General features: G+C 70.0%; 18 protein-coding genes and 1 pseudogene. 11 read left to right on the top strand and 8 right to left on the bottom strand.

Features of this window, described 5'->3' with window-relative positions:
* From RHOFW104R8_RS17100 to RHOFW104R8_RS14610, 3 genes and pseudogenes are all read right to left on the bottom strand, one after another.
* A pseudogene (locus tag RHOFW104R8_RS17100) lies at nucleotides 1–192 on the bottom strand (hypothetical protein); the annotation flags it as partial.
* Between the two features lie 63 nt (nucleotides 193–255).
* Nucleotides 256–2,457, bottom strand: a complete 2,202-nt coding sequence (rlmKL, locus tag RHOFW104R8_RS14615; protein ID WP_068096953.1) for a bifunctional 23S rRNA (guanine(2069)-N(7))-methyltransferase RlmK/23S rRNA (guanine(2445)-N(2))-methyltransferase RlmL — start codon at nucleotides 2,455–2,457, stop codon at nucleotides 256–258.
* Complete coding sequence (locus tag RHOFW104R8_RS14610; protein WP_068097065.1) at nucleotides 2,454–2,981, bottom strand: alpha/beta hydrolase; 528 nt, start codon at nucleotides 2,979–2,981, stop codon at nucleotides 2,454–2,456. The genes rlmKL and RHOFW104R8_RS14610 overlap by 4 nt, the downstream gene beginning before the upstream one ends.
* 89 nt (nucleotides 2,982–3,070) lie before the next feature.
* On the opposite strand from RHOFW104R8_RS14610, the gene RHOFW104R8_RS14605 reads away from it, so the two are divergent.
* From RHOFW104R8_RS14605 to RHOFW104R8_RS14580, 7 genes are all read left to right on the top strand, one after another.
* Nucleotides 3,071–3,625 carry an N-acetylmuramoyl-L-alanine amidase gene (locus RHOFW104R8_RS14605; RefSeq protein ID WP_068096955.1) on the top strand — a complete coding sequence of 185 codons (555 nt, stop codon included), beginning with the start codon at nucleotides 3,071–3,073 and terminating at the stop codon, nucleotides 3,623–3,625.
* A gap of 28 nt (nucleotides 3,626–3,653) precedes the next feature.
* Nucleotides 3,654–4,490 carry an AraC family transcriptional regulator gene (locus RHOFW104R8_RS14600; RefSeq protein WP_068096958.1) on the top strand — a complete coding sequence of 279 codons (837 nt, stop codon included), beginning with the start codon at nucleotides 3,654–3,656 and terminating at the stop codon, nucleotides 4,488–4,490.
* 84 nt (nucleotides 4,491–4,574) lie between these two features.
* On the top strand, nucleotides 4,575–4,712 hold the full coding sequence (locus RHOFW104R8_RS17695) for a hypothetical protein (protein ID WP_162840152.1): 138 nt from the start codon (nucleotides 4,575–4,577) through the stop codon (nucleotides 4,710–4,712).
* Nucleotides 4,709–5,743, top strand: coding sequence for an alpha/beta fold hydrolase (locus RHOFW104R8_RS14595; RefSeq protein ID WP_235604262.1), 1,035 nt, complete (start codon nucleotides 4,709–4,711; stop codon nucleotides 5,741–5,743). The genes RHOFW104R8_RS17695 and RHOFW104R8_RS14595 overlap by 4 nt, the downstream gene beginning before the upstream one ends.
* Nucleotides 5,744–5,839: 96 nt before the next feature.
* Nucleotides 5,840–6,706: an acyl-CoA thioesterase II gene (locus tag RHOFW104R8_RS14590; RefSeq protein WP_068096960.1), complete on the top strand. Its 867-nt coding sequence runs from the start codon at nucleotides 5,840–5,842 to the stop codon at nucleotides 6,704–6,706.
* Between the two features lie 14 nt (nucleotides 6,707–6,720).
* Nucleotides 6,721–7,113 (top strand): DUF2007 domain-containing protein, encoded by a 393-nt coding sequence (locus tag RHOFW104R8_RS14585; RefSeq protein WP_068096962.1) that lies wholly within the window; start codon nucleotides 6,721–6,723, stop codon nucleotides 7,111–7,113.
* Between the two features lie 41 nt (nucleotides 7,114–7,154).
* Nucleotides 7,155–7,862, top strand: a complete 708-nt coding sequence (locus RHOFW104R8_RS14580) for an arginyltransferase (protein ID WP_068096965.1) — start codon at nucleotides 7,155–7,157, stop codon at nucleotides 7,860–7,862.
* Between the two features lie 28 nt (nucleotides 7,863–7,890).
* On the opposite strand, the gene RHOFW104R8_RS14575 is transcribed toward RHOFW104R8_RS14580, so the two are convergent.
* Together RHOFW104R8_RS14575 and purT are read right to left on the bottom strand one after the other, a co-directional pair.
* A complete protein-coding gene (locus tag RHOFW104R8_RS14575; protein ID WP_068096970.1) occupies nucleotides 7,891–9,411 on the bottom strand; it encodes an FMN-binding glutamate synthase family protein in 1,521 nt (506 codons plus the stop codon).
* Nucleotides 9,412–9,519: 108 nt separating this feature from the next.
* A complete protein-coding gene (purT, locus tag RHOFW104R8_RS14570) occupies nucleotides 9,520–10,701 on the bottom strand; it encodes a formate-dependent phosphoribosylglycinamide formyltransferase (RefSeq protein ID WP_068097071.1) in 1,182 nt (393 codons plus the stop codon).
* 139 nt (nucleotides 10,702–10,840) lie between these two features.
* On the opposite strand from purT, the gene RHOFW104R8_RS14565 reads away from it, so the two are divergent.
* Both RHOFW104R8_RS14565 and RHOFW104R8_RS14560 read left to right on the top strand, forming a co-directional pair.
* A complete protein-coding gene (locus RHOFW104R8_RS14565) occupies nucleotides 10,841–11,707 on the top strand; it encodes an SPFH domain-containing protein (protein ID WP_068096973.1) in 867 nt (288 codons plus the stop codon).
* Between the two features lie 16 nt (nucleotides 11,708–11,723).
* Nucleotides 11,724–11,918, top strand: a complete 195-nt coding sequence (locus RHOFW104R8_RS14560) for a hypothetical protein (RefSeq protein WP_068096976.1) — start codon at nucleotides 11,724–11,726, stop codon at nucleotides 11,916–11,918.
* A 105-nt stretch (nucleotides 11,919–12,023) separates the two neighbouring features.
* Here RHOFW104R8_RS14560 and RHOFW104R8_RS14555 read toward each other — a convergent pair whose 3' ends face one another.
* A complete protein-coding gene (locus tag RHOFW104R8_RS14555; protein ID WP_068096978.1) occupies nucleotides 12,024–12,434 on the bottom strand; it encodes a hypothetical protein in 411 nt (136 codons plus the stop codon).
* A gap of 48 nt (nucleotides 12,435–12,482) precedes the next feature.
* Nucleotides 12,483–12,860: a DUF423 domain-containing protein gene (locus RHOFW104R8_RS14550; RefSeq protein ID WP_068096980.1), complete on the bottom strand. Its 378-nt coding sequence runs from the start codon at nucleotides 12,858–12,860 to the stop codon at nucleotides 12,483–12,485.
* An 81-nt stretch (nucleotides 12,861–12,941) separates the two neighbouring features.
* Here RHOFW104R8_RS14550 and RHOFW104R8_RS14545 point away from each other — a divergent pair, with 81 nt between their 5' ends.
* Both RHOFW104R8_RS14545 and RHOFW104R8_RS14540 read left to right on the top strand, forming a co-directional pair.
* The gene (locus RHOFW104R8_RS14545) at nucleotides 12,942–13,553 is read left to right on the top strand and encodes an SCO family protein (protein WP_068096983.1); all 612 of its coding nucleotides are present in this window, start codon (nucleotides 12,942–12,944) and stop codon (nucleotides 13,551–13,553) included.
* Nucleotides 13,550–14,056: a copper chaperone PCu(A)C gene (locus RHOFW104R8_RS14540; protein WP_068096985.1), complete on the top strand. Its 507-nt coding sequence runs from the start codon at nucleotides 13,550–13,552 to the stop codon at nucleotides 14,054–14,056. Before RHOFW104R8_RS14545 ends, RHOFW104R8_RS14540 begins: the two co-directional genes overlap by 4 nt.
* 13 nt (nucleotides 14,057–14,069) lie before the next feature.
* Here the strand turns inward: RHOFW104R8_RS14540 and RHOFW104R8_RS14535 are convergent, their stop codons facing one another.
* A complete protein-coding gene (locus tag RHOFW104R8_RS14535; RefSeq protein WP_068096988.1) occupies nucleotides 14,070–14,951 on the bottom strand; it encodes a cytochrome c oxidase assembly protein in 882 nt (293 codons plus the stop codon).
* Nucleotides 14,952–15,043 lie beyond the last annotated feature (92 nt).

Here is a 15,043-nt window from a genome sequence, read left to right as displayed (position 1 = left end):
GCCGCCGCTCCAGTAACCCCCGTGGCGGTAATAACCGCCGTCGTAATCGTGGTAACCGCCGTGCCACCCGCCGCCATGCCAACCACGATCACCATGATCGTGCGCCGACGCGCTCAACGGCATGGCCATTACCGCCGCGACTGCCAGGCCGATGGCTGCGAGCTTGCCCGCTTTACCGATGCTCTTGGTCATGATCGTTCTCCGGTTGTACGGGGTGGATGCTCGTCCGATCACGCTTAATATGCACTGAAGGGTTCATTTTTTAATGTGCGCCGTATCCCAGGGGTTGATCCCCGTCACAGCCTGGCGTCGGCGCAGCAGCCAGCAGCCGTGGATATCGGCGCGGCGGGCGAAGTCGAACGGGATGCTGGGCGCGCTCCAGTCCTCGATCTCGAAGTGCGGTTCCAGCGCCTCGCGGTCCAGCTTGAAGCGGCGGAAATTGTTGGAGAACACGATCACGCCGTCGCGGGTGAGCCGCCCGCGGCAGGCGTCGAGCAGCGCCACATGGTCGCGCTGCACGTCGAAATCCTCGGCGCGCTTGGAGTTGGAGAAGGTGGGCGGGTCGACGAAGATCAGGCCGTAGTGGCCACGGTCGCGCTGCAGGAATTCCAGCGCGTCGAACTGCATCAGCCGGTGGCGCGCGCCACTGAAGCCGTTCAGCGCGAGGTTGCGCGAGGCCCATTCGAGATAGGTCGCCGACAGGTCCACGCTGGTGGTTTCCAGCGCACCGCCGGCCGCCGCGTACGCGCTGGCGGTAGCGGTATAGGCGAACAGGTTGAGGAAGCAGCGCCCCCGGGCCAGCTCGCGCAGCTTGGCGCGCACCAGCCGGTGGTCGAGGAACAGGCCGGTATCCAGATAGTCGGTGAGGTTGACCAGGAACTTCAGGCCGCCTTCCTCCACCTCGATGAACTCGCCGCGCTGGTCGAGCTGGCCGTACTTGGAACCGCCCTTGCCGCGCTCGCGGGTCTTCAGCGCGATGCGCTCGCGCGGCACGCCGAGCACCTCGCCGGCGACGCGGGCGATCTCGCGCAGGCGCAGCCGCGCGACGTCGGCGGGAATGTCGGCCGGGGCGCGGTATTCCTGGATGTGCAGGTGATCATCGCCGTTCGTATCGCCATAGACGTCGATCGCCGCGGCGTACTCGGGCAGGTCCTGGTCGTAGGCGCGCCAACAGTGGATGCCTTCGCGGGCGAGCCGCTTGCGCAAGTGTCTGGTGTTCTTTTCCAGCCGGTTCTTCAGCATCTGCGCGCCGGCGGACAGCGGCTTCGGCTCGCGCGGCTTCTCATCGCGCGGCTTCAGGTCGAACGTCAGCAGCACGGTTTCCAGCGCGCCGTTGTACAGCGCGTAGCGCTTGTCCGCGTGCAGTTGCATCGCGCGGCCCAGTTCCACGTCGCCGGCCAGCACCGCGGCGCGCCAGCCGCTGAAACGGCTGCGCAAGGTGTCGCCCAGCACGCGGTACAGCTTCGGCATCTCGGCCCGGTCGCCCAGGCGCTCGCCGTACGGCGGATTGGTGATGACCAGGCCGTAGTCGACGCCGGGTGGCGGCGCGGCATGCGCCACGTCCTGCCGGTCCAGGGTGAAGAAGCCGGCCACGCCGGCTTCCTGCGCATTGCGCTTGGCCGTCTGCACCATGCGCGTGTCGGCGTCGCTGCCGAAGAAGCACGGACGCAGCGCACGCAGGCCGGTCTCGGCACGCTGCTTCGCCTCGTCCAGCAGACCGCGCCACAACGCGATGTCGTGTTGTTGCCAGCCGAGGAAGCCGAAATACTCGCGGCGCAGGCCGGACGCCACGTCGGACGCCATCAGCGCGCCCTCGATCAGCAGCGTGCCGGAACCGCACATCGGGTCGAGCAACGCGCCACCGGCGGCGTAGACCTCCGGCCAGCGCGCGCGCAGCAGCATCGCGGCGGCGAGGTTTTCCTTCAGCGGCGCCTCGCCCTGCTCCTCGCGCCAGCCACGCCGGTGCAGCGGCGAGCCGGCCAGGTCCAGCGACAAGGTGGCGCGGTCGCGGCGTACGCGCACGTTGATGCGGATGTCCGGCTCGTCGGTGTCGATGCCGGGACGCGAACCGTCGCGCTGTCGGAACTGGTCGACCACGGCATCCTTCACCCGCAGACCGATGAACTGGCTGTGGGTGAGCTTGCTCATCGCGGTGCCCGCATCCACGGCAAAGGTGGCGTGCGCGGCCAGGTGTTCGCTCCAGTCGATCGCCTGCACGCCGCGGTACAGCGCATCGTCGTCGGCCGCGTCGAACTCGGCCAGCGGCAGCAGGATGCGGCTGGCCAGGCGCGACCACAGGCAGGCCCTGTACGCGGTTTCCAGCGTGCCGGCGAAGTGCGCGCCGGCCAGCGCCTCGCGCACGTCGCCGGCACCGAGCGCGACCAGTTCGTCGCGCAGCAGATATTCCATGCCCTTCGGGCAGGTGGCGAAGAACGCGCCTGATGGGAGCCGATTCATGCGGCCATCGCCAGCCAGTCCAACTGCAGCCGGAACTGCGCGGCGATCGTATCCATGCTGGCGCCCAGCCGATGGTCGTCGTCCAGCACCAGCAGCGGCAGCCGGCGCCGGGCGGCGAACGCATGCACGCCGGGCAGCGGGCAGACCTCGTCGCGCCAGCCGTGGATCAGCAGCGTGGGCACACCCGGGCGCAGGTCGAACTTGCGCGCGTAGCCGGGGATCTTGCTCGGCGTGGCCAGCAACAGCAAACCGGCCACCGGCACGTCCAGCGAGACCAGGCCGGAGACGAACGCGCCCATGCTGGAGCCGACCAGCAGCGGCGGCGCCTCCAGCGCCTCGATGGTGGCGCGCAGGCGGGCGATCCGCGGCGCCACCGACGCGGCGTGGCCGCGCGCGTCGTCGGCGCGGTAGTCCGGCCGCTGCGTGTGCCAGCCCAGCGACTCGGCCAGCGCGGCCAGCGCGCTGACCTTGGTGGCGTCCGGGCCGGAATCCGAGCCGTGCGAAAGAATGATCTGGCCGCGCATGGCGGTCTCCATGAAAGCTGCAGGAGGCAAGGCGTGCATGGTAACAGGCGGCGTTTCCGCCCCCGCCTGCCGCATGCGAGACTTGGCCGATGCCCCTGACCCTCCGCGACCAGCCGCTGCCCTACGTCGACCTGCTGCCGGAGCGCCCAGCCGCGGCGGTCGAGCTGGTGGTGATCCACTGCACCGAACTGCCCGACCTGGCGACGGCGCGCGAATATGGCGAAAGGGTGTTGCACGCCAGCGGTACCGGCAACAGCGGCCACTACTACGTCGACCGCGACGGCACCGTGCTGCGCTACGTGCCCGGCACCCGCGTGGCGAACCACGTGCGCGGGCACAACCCGAACTCGATCGGCATCGAGCTGGTCAACCTCGGGCGCTATCCGCACTGGTGGGATTCGCATCACCAGCAGATGGACGAGCCTTACGGCGAAGCCCAGATCGCCGCACTGGGCGCCCTGCTGGCGCGGTTGCGCGTGGAATTCCCGCACCTGCGGCAGATCGCCGGGCACGAGGACCTGGACACCGCGCTGATGCCGGCCAGCGACGACCCCGCGCTGCAGATCCGCCGCAAGCTCGACCCCGGCCCGCGGTTTCCATGGGATGCCATCGTCCCGGCCTGCGGCCTGCAGCGGCTGCGCTAGACTGCCTCGCCCCTTTCGAGCCGCCGCCATGCCGCAGTTCGATGTCCAGCCGCTGCTGCAATCGACCACCGTCGCGGTGCACGACGTGGGCTGCCGCGGCGCCTGCCGCCATCGCAGCGCCGAGGAATGCGCCACCGCCACCCAACTGGTGTTCCCCTACCGCGGCCTGTACCTGCGCCACGTCGGCAGCACGCAGTCGGTGGCCGACGCCAACCACGTGCTGTTCTTCAACGCCGGCGAGGGCTACCAGGTCAGCCATCCGGTGGCCGGCGGCGACGCCAGCCTGTCGCTGGCGGTGTCGCCGGCGCTGCTGCGCGAGCTGGCGCCGGCCGCGTTGCTGCAGCGGCGCGACGAACCCGCATTCCGCCACCAGGCGCTGCGCATCGACGAGCGCGCGCAGGTGCTGGTGGCGCTGCTGCGCCACAGCCTGCGCAGCGGCGGCATCGAGCCGCTGGAAGCGGAGAGCCTGGTGCTGACCCTGGTGTGCCGCAGCCTCGGCCCGCGCACCGCCCACGCGCCCGGCGCGACCCGCGCACGGCAGCGGCTGGTGGACCGCGCGAAGCTGCGGCTGGCCGGCGACCTCACCCGGCGCTGGACGCTGGCGGAGATCGCGGCGGAGGTTGGCGGTTCGCCGGTCTACCTCACCCAGGCCTTCCAGCAGGTCGAGGGCATGCCGCTGTACCGCTACCACCTGCGCCTGCGGCTGGCGCGCGCACTGGACCTGATCGCCGGCTGCGAGGACGTCGCCGCGCTGGCGCTGGACCTGGGCTTCTCCAGCCACAGCCATTTCAGTGCCGCGTTCCGCCAGGCCTACGGCCGCACGCCCAGCGCATTCCGCCAGACCGCGCTGGCCAAGACGTCGTGAATCGCTAAAGATCCTGACAGCCGCCGATGGCCGCCGGTGGTCTCCTGTGCCTGCCCGATCGCGGGCATCCACCGGAGATCCACCATGAACGAGAAAACCTGCGCCGCCTGCGACTACCCGCTCGACGGCAACGCCATCCAGGTCACCATCGGCGGCCGCACCGTCGAAGTCTGCTGCGAGGAATGCGCGCAGAAACTGCGCGAGGCGGAAGCGCAGTCGTGAGCGGCCACTCGCCATCATCCATGGCACGGCTGGTGGCGCCGGGCATCGACCGGCGCCGCTTCCTCGCCCTGTCCGCGGGCGTGCTCGCCGGCCTGGGCGCGGGCGGCCTCGCCGGTTGCGCGTCGTCGCCGCCGGCCGGACGCGTGGCGATGGACGCGGCACGCTTCCACGCCGCGCGCCGCTATACCTGTACCGCATTCGGTCGCATCGCCCACGTCGAGCGTGGCAACGGGCCGGCGGCGCTGTTCCTGCACGGTTTCCCGCTCAACGGTTTCCAGTGGCGCGGCGCGCTCGACCGGCTGGCAGCGTACCGGCGCTGCATCGCGCCCGATTTCCTCGGCATGGGCTACACCGAGGTTGCCGACGGGCAATCCTGCGCGCCCGACGCGCAGGTCGCCATGCTCGTCGCCCTGCTCGACGCCCTGCAGGTCGAGCGCGCCGACGTGGTCGCCAACGACAGCGGCGGCGCCGTGGCGCAATTACTGCTCGCGCACCATCCCGGGCGCGTGCGCAGCCTGCTGCTGACCAACTGCGACACCGAGGCAGACAGCCCGCCGCCGGCGCTCCTGCCGGTGATCGCGCTGGCGAAGCAAGAGCGCTTCGTCGACGAATGGCTGGGCACGTGGCGCCGCGACCATGCCCTGGCGCGTTCGGCCGCAGGCATCGGCGGCATGTGCTACGCCGACCCCGCGCATCCCACCGACGAGGCCATCGAAACCTACTTCGCGCCGCTGCTGGCATCCCGGCGCAGCCGCAGCTTTGCGCACGCCTACGCGATCGCGCTGGAACGGAACGCTCTCGCCGGCATCGGCCACGCACTCGCGCGATCCCGCGTGCCGGTGCGCATCGTGTGGGGCAGCGCCGACACGATCTTTTCCCCCGGCAACCCCGGTTTCCTCGACCGCGCCTTCGGCCGCTCGCTGGGCGTGCGCCAACTCACGGGCAGCAAGCTGTTCTGGCCCGAGGAGCGTCCCGACGTGATCGCCGAGGAAGCGCGGCGGCTGTGGGCCGCGACGGAACGCCCAGCGTGACCGGCACTCCGCTCGGCCGCTTCGCCCATACGGCGGGGCGCCGATATCCGGGCACGGGGCCGCCGCTATACTGGCGAACCCCTGCAAGGACACGCCATGAGCGAAGACCACGTTGCCGAACTTGTCGAGCTGCTGCGACTGGAGCGGCTGGAGGACAACCTGTTCCGCGGCCAGAGCCGCGACATCGGCACCCGTTTCGTGTTCGGCGGCCAGGTGCTGGGGCAGGCGCTGGCGGCGGCGCAGAAGACGGTCGATCCGTCGCGCGAGGCGCATTCGCTGCACGCCTACTTCCTGCGCGCCGGCGACATCGAAGCGCCGATCGTCTACAACGTGGAACGCACCCGCGACGGCGGCACGTTCTCCTCGCGCCGGGTGGTGGCGATCCAGCACGGCCAGCCGATCCTGAACGGCTCGATCTCGTTCCAGGCGCCCGAGCCGGGCGTGGAACACCAGACCAGCATGCCCGAGGTGCCTGCGCCGGAAGACATCGAGCCGCTGCACCCGCTGCCCGCCGGGGAACTGGCGCGGCTGCCGGTGAAGCTGCAGCGCTGGCTCGGCATCGACGGCCCGTTCGAGTTCCGCCAGGTATGGCCGCGCGACGAGCTGCACCCGGTCAAGCGGCCGCCGATCCAGCACATCTGGTTCAAGCTGACCTCGCCGATCGACGATTCGGCGATCCTGCACCGCGCGCTGCTGGCCTACGCCTCGGATTTCCACCTGATCGGCACCGCCACCCTGCCCCACGGCATCTCCTACATGACCCACAACGTGCAGATGGCCAGCCTCGACCACGCGTTGTGGTTCCACCGCCCGTTCCGGGTCGACGAATGGCTGCTGTACTCGTTCGACAGCCCCACGGCGCAGGGCGGCCGCGGGCTGGCGCGCGGGCAGATCTTCAGCCGCGACGGCCGGCTGGTGGCCTCCACCGCGCAAGAAGGGCTGATCCGTGTGCGCGGCGACTGAGTAGACTGTCCACCATGCGCCAGATCTATACCTCGCCCCGGCCGGAAAACATCGACACCGTGGTCGCCCTGATGGCCGAGCACGGCATCGCGGCCACCGTGGAAAACCGCTCCAACTACAACCGGCCAAGCTACCAGCGCTTCAGCTATGCGCAGCGGCAGGACGACCGCAGCCGCTGGGCGCAGGTGTGGATCACCCGTGCCGACGACTACGCCCGGGCCCGCGCGCTGCTGCGCGAGATCGGCATCGAGCCGACGATCCGCTACGGCGAGGAACTGGCCGCCGAGCGCGATCCCACCCCGGCCGACCGGCGCGCCGGCACGGTGGCGCGCGTGCGCCGGATCGTGCTGCTGGCGGTGCTGGCCACGTTCGCCATGCTGATGCTGCGCTTCCTGCGGGTGATCTGAACCGGGATGCGGTGCCGCCATGGGCGGCATAGAATCGGGGAATGCGCCGCTCCGACCAAGTCCGCCTGTTCCAGACCCTGCCCCATGCGTGCGGCTACTACGCCGACCGCACGGCGCAGAACCTGGTGCTGGACCCGGCCGCGCCGAACCTCGACAAGCTGTACGGCCCGGCGCTGGAACGCGGTTTCCGCCGTGCCGGCGGCCACCTGTATTTTCCGAACTGCCCGCAGTGCCATGCCTGCACGCCGTGCCGCATCGACGTGGCGAACTTCCAGCCGGACCGCGCGCAGCGGCGCTGCCTGAAACGCAACGCCGATCTCGTCCTTAGCGAATCGATTCCCGGCTACAACCGCGAACGCCACGCGCTGTACGAGCGCTACCTGCAGAGCCGCCACGCCGGCGGCGGCATGGACGACGCCGAGGCTAGCGACTTCCGCCGCTTCCTCACCGCGCCGTGGAGCCCCACCCTGTTCCTGGAACTGCGCCGGGACGAACGCCTGCTCGCGGTGGCGGTCACCGACGTCTGCCTCAACGGCGTCTCGGCCGTCTACACGTTCTACGACCCCGACGAAACCGCACGCGGGCTCGGCACCTGCGCGATCCTGCAGCAGGTGGAACTGGCCCGCCGCCGCGGCCTGCCGTGGCTGTACCTGGGCTTCTGGATCGACGGCCACCCGAAGATGGACTACAAGCGCCGCTTCAGGCCGCTGCAGATACGCACGGGCGATGGCTGGCAGACCATGCCGTAGGAGCCCGCTAGCTAGCGGGCTCCTACGGTTATCCGACCAGGGGCCGGGCGCCTGCCTGCGGATACGGAAACAGCTTCTCCAGCGGGATCGACAACCCGTCGTCGCCGACCACGCGGCAGTGGCTGCGGTTGAGCTGGCGCGGCTCGCTGACGCCGCAGCTGTGCGCGATGATGCCGACCTCGTGCATCAGGTTCTTCGCGTAGTGGAATACCCGCTCGCTCTTGTCGCTGACCACCAGGCCGCGCTGCAGCTTCGGGTCCTGCGTGGTGATGCCGGTGGGACAGGTGTTGCGGTTGCACTGCAGCGACTGGATGCAGCCCAGCGCCAGCATGAAGCCGCGCGCGGAGTTGACGAAATCCGCCCCCAGCGACAGCGCCCATGCCACGTCGTAGGCGGTGATGCACTTGCCCGAGCAGACCACCTTGATGCGCTGGCGCAGGCCCTTGACGATCAGCATGTCGAGCAGCGCCGGCAAGGCCTCGTGCAGCGGCAGGCCGACGCCCTCCATCAGGGTCTGCGGCGCCGCGCCGGTGCCGCCCTCGGAGCCGTCGACGATGATGAAGTCCGGCGCGCTCTCGATGCCGCGCTTCCACACCTCCTCGCACAGCTCGCCGATCCATTCCACGCCGCCCAGCACCGCCTTGAAACCGACCGGCTTGCCGGTCAGTTCGCGGATGTGCGCGATGCTGTCCATCAGCTGCGAAACGTTGCCGATGTCCAGGTGGCGGTTCGGGCTCTGCGAATCCTCGCCGACCGGGATACCGCGGATCGCCGCGATCTCGGCGGTGACCTTGGCGCCGGGCAGCAGGCCGCCCATGCCGGGCTTGGCGCCCTGCCCGAGCTTGATGCTGACCATCTTCACCTGCGGGTGCGCGCAGACCGCCAGCAGCCTGCCGTCGTCCAGCCTGCCGTCGGGCGTGCGCACGCCGTACTTGGCGGTGCCGATCTCGAAGATGATGTCGCAGCCGCCTTCGAGGTGGTACGGCGCCAGGCCGCCCTCGCCGGTGTCCATCCAGATGCCGGCCTTGGCCGCGCCGCGCGACAGCGCGCGCACCGCCGGCGCCGACAGCGCGCCGAAGCTCATTGCCGAGATGTTGAAGAACGCCGCATGGCTGTACGGCTCGCGCGCGTACGGGCCGATCGTCACCGGCACCGGCTCGACGTGGTCCATGCCCAGGTCGGGGAACGGCGCGTTGACGAAGAACGGCACGCCCTCGGCGCGCAGGTCGCGGCTGGAACCGAACGCGTTGGTGTTGTCGACGTTCTTCGCTGCACGGTACACCCAGGTGCGTTGCGCGCGATTGAACGGCATCTCCTCGCGGTCGCTGGAATACAGGTACTGGCGGAAGAATTCGCCCAGGTGCAGGAACCAGTAGCGGAAGTGGCCGACCACCGGGAAGTTGCGCAGCACCGCGTTGCCGGTCTGGTTGCGGTCGACCACCCAGGTCACCATCAGCACCACGATCACCAGTGCCAGCAGCAGCAGGGCGAAGGCCGTGACCAGTTCGACCAGCACGACCAGCCAGTGCGCAAACCCGGTTGACTCCATCCAGCCTCTCCTCTGTCGCTCGGTTGCCGTTGCCGACGGCTGATCCGTGCAGGCGGCAACGGCCATCTCCGCCAAGCCTAGCGCATCAGGTTTGCGCCGGTGCCGGACTCACAATTCGATGCGCAGGTGCCCCGCCGCGCGCACCGCCTTGCCCACCGCCGCCTCCAGCGTGCCGGCGCGCGCCAGCGTCACCGCCATGCGCCGGCGCCCCTTCACCTCGGGCTTGCCGAAGATGCGCAGCTGCGTATCCGGCTCGGCCAGCGCCGCGGCCACGCCGTGGTAACGCGGCCCCGTGCCTTCGCCCTCGACCAGCACCGCGCACGAGGCCGACGGCCCGTACTGGTGGATCACCGGGATCGGCAGGCCGAGGATCGCCCGCGCGTGCAGCGCGAACTCGGAGAATTCCTGCGAGATCAGGGTGACCAGGCCGGTATCGTGCGGCCGCGGGCTGACCTCGGAGAAGATCACCCGGTCGCCCTTGACGAAAAACTCCACGCCGAACACGCCCCAGCCGCCCAGCGCCCCGGTGACCGCGGCGGCCTGCCGCTGCGCCTCGGCCAGCGCGGCATCGCTCATCGGCTGCGGCTGCCACGATTCGCGATAGTCGCCCTCTTCCTGGCGGTGGCCGATCGGCGCGCAGAAGCTCACGCCGTCGACGTGCCGCACGGTGAGCATGGTGATCTCGTAGTCGAAGTCGACGAAGCCTTCCACGATCACCCGGCCCCTGCCCGCGCGCCCGCCGGACTGCGCGTAATCCCACGCGCGCTGCAGCGCGTCGGCGCCGCGCACCACGCTCTGGCCCTTGCCGGACGAACTCATCACCGGCTTGATCACGAACGGATAGCCGATCGCGGCCACCGCTTCGCGGTACTGCGCCTCGTCGTCGCAGAAACGGTAGGGCGAGGTCGGCAGCCGCAGTTCCTCGGCGGCCAGCCGGCGGATGCCCTCGCGGTCCATGGTCAGCCACGCCGCGCGCGCAGTGGGAATCACCCGCTGGCCTTCCTTCTCCAGTTCGACCAGGGTCGGCGTGTGGATCGCCTCGATCTCCGGCACCACCAGGTCGGGCTTTTCCTGCTCGATCACCGCGCGCAGCGCCTTGCCGTCCAGCATGTCGACCACGTGGCTGCGGTGGGCGACCTGCATGGCCGGCGCGTTCGCGTAGCGATCCACCGCGATCACCTCCACCGCGTAGCGCTGCAGCTCGAGCGCCACCTCCTTGCCCAGTTCGCCGGCGCCGAGCAGCAGGACGCGCATGGCGCGGTCGGAATGGGGGGTGCCGAACGGCTTCATCGGGTTCTCCGGTGGACTCGAGACGGCATTGTATGCGGCCGGGCGCAGCGCCATCCGCCGGCCCCGCAGAAGTCGTCGCCACCGGCTTGCGTTAGATATCATTTTGATATCTAATTACCTCACCTCAGGGAGATGACACATGAACGAACGCAATGGCTTTTCCGTCGCCGGCATTCCTTTCGTCGGGCTGTGCATCGTGCTGGCCGCGATCGGCATCGCACTGGTCCTGCCCGCCGCGCAGGGGCAGCCGGCGGCCTCGGCGATCGCCGGCGTGATCCTGCTGGCCATCGACGGCTTCATGCTGAAGGGCTTTTTCCAGGTCGCGCCGAACGAAGGCCAGGTGCTGCAGCTGTTCGGCAAGTACGCCGGCACGGTGCGCCACGAGGGCCTGCGCTGGACCAACCCGTTCTGCAGCCGCCGGCGCATCTCGCTGCGCGTGCGCAACTTCGAGAGCGGCAAGCTGAAGGTCAACGACAATGACGGCAACCCGATCGAGATCGGCGCGGTGGTGGTGTGGCAGGTGCTGGACACCGCCGAGGCGGTGTTCTGCGTCGACGACTACGAGAACTTCGTGCACATCCAGAGCGAATCGGCGCTGCGGCAGATGGCGCAAAGCTATCCGTACGACGCCCACGACGACGGCAAGCCGTCGCTGCGCAGCCACGGCGACGTGATCAACTCGCACCTGCGCGACGAGATCCAGACCCGCCTCGGCAAGGCCGGCGTGCAGGTGGTCGAGGCGCGCATCAGCCACCTCGCCTACGCCCAGGAGATCGCCCAGGCGATGCTGCAGCGGCAGCAGGCCGGCGCGATCATCGCCGCCCGCACGAAAATCGTCGAGGGCGCGGTGAGCATGGTCGAGATGGCGCTGGACCAGCTCAGCCAGCGCGGCGTGGTGAACCTGGACGAGGAGCGCAAGGCGGCAATGGTCAGCAACCTGCTGGTGGTGCTGTGCGGCGAGCGCGGCAGCCAGCCGGTGCTGAACACCGGCACGCTGTACAACTGACGCTGAGAGCCTGGTCATGGCGGTCGAGAAGAAAGCCTATCCGCTGCGCATCAGCGCCGTCGTGCTGGAGGCGATGCAGCGCTGGTCGGACGACGAGCTGCGCAGTCTCAACGCGCAGATCGAGTACGTGCTGCGCGAGGCGCTGCGCAAGGCCGGCCGCCTGAAGGCCGGCCCGGCCACGCCAGCAGCCGGCGACGACAACGCGGATTGAACCGCCCACGAGGAAGTACGGTCTGGAGCACGCGATGCTGGCGCACTTCGGCGCCGATCCGGTGCTGCACGTGGCGCTGCCGCTGGCCGGCGGCCACTGACCCGCTCAGCGGCCGTCGACGGCGACCGCCCGCAATTCCGGCAACTCGAGCCGACGCACCGCCCGGGGCTGCTCGCCCGTCACGAGCAGCCAGTGTCCTTGCTGCGCGATCGACTGCACGTCCGGCAGGCCGTCGTCCGCACCGAGCCGGTCCAGCGGACGACCGTCGGCGGCATCGTAGACGACCAGCTCGCGGGTCGCCGAATCGACCACCAGCAGCCAGTCGTGCCCGGCATCCTGCCAGTGCACCAACTGGTTGGCTGATGCCCTGCCCGCCTCGCTCCGGGCGACTGGCCGCCACGACCACAGCAGGCACGATACCGACACCGCGAGCAGCGCGATGCCGAAAAGACGCAGGCCACGACCGGACAGTCCCGTTGCATGGGGCCGCTCACGGTGGGTGATCTGCGCGTTCATGCCGGCAGGATCGCCAGCGGGCATGACCACAAGATGACACTGGGAAAATCATCCCCGGCGCGTGCACAGCGTCCAGCCGAGCGCCAGCCAGCCGGCGACGAAGGCCAGGCCGCCGAACGGCGTGACGATCCCGACCCAGCGCGGAGCCCCCAGCGCCAGCGCGTACAGGCTGCCGCTGAACAGCAAGATGCCCATGACGAGCGCCGCCACCGCCACCCGCCCGCTGCGGCCACGCCCGAGCCCGGCCGCCACGGCCAGCGCCAGCGCATGCCACACCTGGTAGTTCACCGCCGTGTGCCACAGCTCGATGCCACGAGCGTCGAGCACGCCGCGCAGCGCGTGCGCACCGAACGCGCCCAGCAGCACCGCGCTGGCGCCGGCGATGCCGATGAGCAGGCCGATACGTGGGCTGACGGATGGCCGCATGGTGACCGAATTCCCGGCTGGCGAACCCGGCCAGGCGGCCGGTGTCGTATGCTTGAACGAATGAAGACCCCGGATTCTCGCATGAAGCACCGCCGCGCGCGGTACCTCCCCCTGTTGCTGCTGCTCGCCGCCGGCCTGCTGCTCGGCGGTTGCGGCGGTGCGCCGCTGCCGTTCCGGCTGACCAACATCAGCGGGCACATGCCCGACCTCGACTTCAAGCTCACCGACGACAACGGCAAGCCGGTGACCGGCGCCGACTACCGCGGCAAGGTGGTGCTGCTGTACTTCGGCTACACCCACTGCCCCGACGTCTGCCCGCTGACCCTGGCGCAGCTGCACGTGGTGATGCAGCGGTTGGGGCCGCTGGCCGACGGTGCGCGGATCCTGTTCGTCAGCGTCGACCCGGCGCGCGACACGCCGGCGATCATGCATGCCTACGTCAACGCGTTCGACAAGCGGGCCGTGGGCCTGGTCGGCGATGCGCGCAGCGTCGAGGCGCTGAGCAAGCGCTATCGCTCCGCCTTCACCCGCGAGCCCAGTTCGGCCGACGGCGCCTACGAAGTCAGCCACAGCTCGGCGATCTACGTCTTCGACAAGCGTGGCCGCGCCCGCGTGCTGGCCACCCCCTCCGCCTCGCAGGACGATCTCGTGCACGACCTGCACCTGCTGCTCGACCCCGGAATCAACCCATGAAGCCACCCCGTCTTTCGCTGCTGCTCGCCGGCCTGCTGCTCGCCGGCGGCGCGCATGCCGCAGCCGCCGACCACGTCCGCGCCAGCCATGCCTGGATCCGCGTGCTGCCCGGCGCCCTGCCCGCCGGCGCCTATGTCACGCTGGAGAACGACGGCGACCAGCCGGTCGCGCTCAACGGCGCCGACAGCACCGTGTACGCCGACGTGATGCTGCACCGGAGTTCGACCGCGGGCGGCATGAGCCGCATGAGCATGGTCGACTCGCTGGACGTGCCGGCACACGGCAAGGCGGTGCTGGCGCCGGCCGGCTACCACCTGATGCTGATGCAGCCGAAGGCGCCGGTGAAGGCCGGCGACACGGTCAGGCTGACGCTGAAGTTCACCGACGGCAGCACGCTGGCCACCGATTTCGTCGCGCGGCCGGCGAATGCGATGGACGCGGGCGACGGGCACGCGATGCCGGCGATGGATCACGGCGCCATGCCGCACGCCGCCGGCCACTGAGCCGCGGCGAAGTTCAGTCCGGCACGGTCGCGTCGATCGCCGCCGCACGCCGCGGCGAAGGCCGGCGCGGCGGCTTGCGCGGCAGCCGGCCGTTGCGCGACAGCCGCAGCCACAGGCGCAGCGCCATCAGGCCGCCGATCGACTCCACCAGCGCCGACGGCACCCAGATGATCACGCCGCCGATCAGCTGGCCGGTCAGCACGTTGAAGGTGAACGCGCGGCCGCAGATCTCGAAGATCGGATACAGGTCGGACTTGGAGAACGTGACGATCGCCCCGGCGATGATCTGCGGCGTCATGGTGACCGCCGGCGACAGCACGCGCAGCCCCGCGGTCATCCGCCCCGGCGGGTGCGGCCGGTGATCGAGCACCAGCGACCAGTAGGCGAAGCCGCTGACCAGCATGCTCCAGTTCATGAAACGGTAGATGCGCCAGTCCAGCATCGCCAGCGTCTGCATGGACGGAATCAGCCAGACCAGGATGAAGGCGACGAACAGCAGCGTCGCCACCGTGGGGTTGAGCAGCACGCCGCCGACCGCCCGCCACGGCCACGAACGCTGCAGCGGCAGCAACAGCCGCACCCGCCACGCCAGCGGCAGGCCGGCACGCAGCACCGTGGCCGGATACGCGGTGACGATCAGCAGCGGCGCGATGTGGTGCAGCAGCAGCTGCTGGATGCGGTGCATGAAGAACTCATGCTCGGCGTAGTAGTCCAGGTAGGTGTGCAGCGACAGGTAGATGATCGCCATGCCGGCCCAGAACGCCAGCTTGCGGCCAAAGGCGACCGGCAACCGGCGGCTGCCGCGCAGGTACAGCACGCAGGTCGTCACGAAGCACGCGAGCAGGACCCACGAGAACTCCCACGGCACGATCCATTTCAGCAAGCTAGCGGTCACTGCAGCGGCACTTCAGTCCGCGCCGGCGACGGCCGGCGACCGCCCAGCATAATGCCGCGCGCCGGCAGAGTCAGCCGCAGCGGCGCCACCGG

Source organism: Rhodanobacter sp. FW104-R8 (assembly GCF_001617365.1).
GTDB lineage: Bacteria > Pseudomonadota > Gammaproteobacteria > Xanthomonadales > Rhodanobacteraceae > Rhodanobacter.
The sequence above is the reverse complement of the archived record's forward strand: the minus strand, read 5'-3'. Positions and strand labels throughout refer to the sequence as shown.

Bases quoted from the DNA above. Each gene is read 5' to 3' on its own strand.
- RHOFW104R8_RS17695 (WP_162840152.1), top strand. From the start codon at position 4,575: ATGAACGAGAAAACCTGCGCCGCCTGCGACTACCCGCTCGACGGCAAC.
- RHOFW104R8_RS14590 (WP_068096960.1), top strand. From the start codon at position 5,840: ATGAGCGAAGACCACGTTGCCGAACTTGTCGAGCTGCTGCGACTGGAG.
- RHOFW104R8_RS14610 (WP_068097065.1), bottom strand. From the start codon at position 2,981: ATGCGCGGCCAGATCATTCTTTCGCACGGCTCGGATTCCGGCCCGGAC.
- RHOFW104R8_RS14555 (WP_068096978.1), bottom strand. From the start codon at position 12,434: ATGAACGCGCAGATCACCCACCGTGAGCGGCCCCATGCAACGGGACTG.
- RHOFW104R8_RS14580 (WP_068096965.1), top strand. From the start codon at position 7,155: ATGCGCCGCTCCGACCAAGTCCGCCTGTTCCAGACCCTGCCCCATGCG.
- RHOFW104R8_RS14575 (WP_068096970.1), bottom strand. From the start codon at position 9,411: ATGGAGTCAACCGGGTTTGCGCACTGGCTGGTCGTGCTGGTCGAACTG.
- purT (WP_068097071.1), bottom strand. From the start codon at position 10,701: ATGAAGCCGTTCGGCACCCCCCATTCCGACCGCGCCATGCGCGTCCTG.
- RHOFW104R8_RS14605 (WP_068096955.1), top strand. From the start codon at position 3,071: ATGCCCCTGACCCTCCGCGACCAGCCGCTGCCCTACGTCGACCTGCTG.
- RHOFW104R8_RS14550 (WP_068096980.1), bottom strand. From the start codon at position 12,860: ATGCGGCCATCCGTCAGCCCACGTATCGGCCTGCTCATCGGCATCGCC.
- RHOFW104R8_RS14600 (WP_068096958.1), top strand. From the start codon at position 3,654: ATGCCGCAGTTCGATGTCCAGCCGCTGCTGCAATCGACCACCGTCGCG.
- RHOFW104R8_RS14545 (WP_068096983.1), top strand. From the start codon at position 12,942: ATGAAGCACCGCCGCGCGCGGTACCTCCCCCTGTTGCTGCTGCTCGCC.
- rlmKL (WP_068096953.1), bottom strand. From the start codon at position 2,457: ATGAATCGGCTCCCATCAGGCGCGTTCTTCGCCACCTGCCCGAAGGGC.
- RHOFW104R8_RS14560 (WP_068096976.1), top strand. From the start codon at position 11,724: ATGGCGGTCGAGAAGAAAGCCTATCCGCTGCGCATCAGCGCCGTCGTG.
- RHOFW104R8_RS14565 (WP_068096973.1), top strand. From the start codon at position 10,841: ATGAACGAACGCAATGGCTTTTCCGTCGCCGGCATTCCTTTCGTCGGG.
- RHOFW104R8_RS14585 (WP_068096962.1), top strand. From the start codon at position 6,721: ATGCGCCAGATCTATACCTCGCCCCGGCCGGAAAACATCGACACCGTG.
- RHOFW104R8_RS14540 (WP_068096985.1), top strand. From the start codon at position 13,550: ATGAAGCCACCCCGTCTTTCGCTGCTGCTCGCCGGCCTGCTGCTCGCC.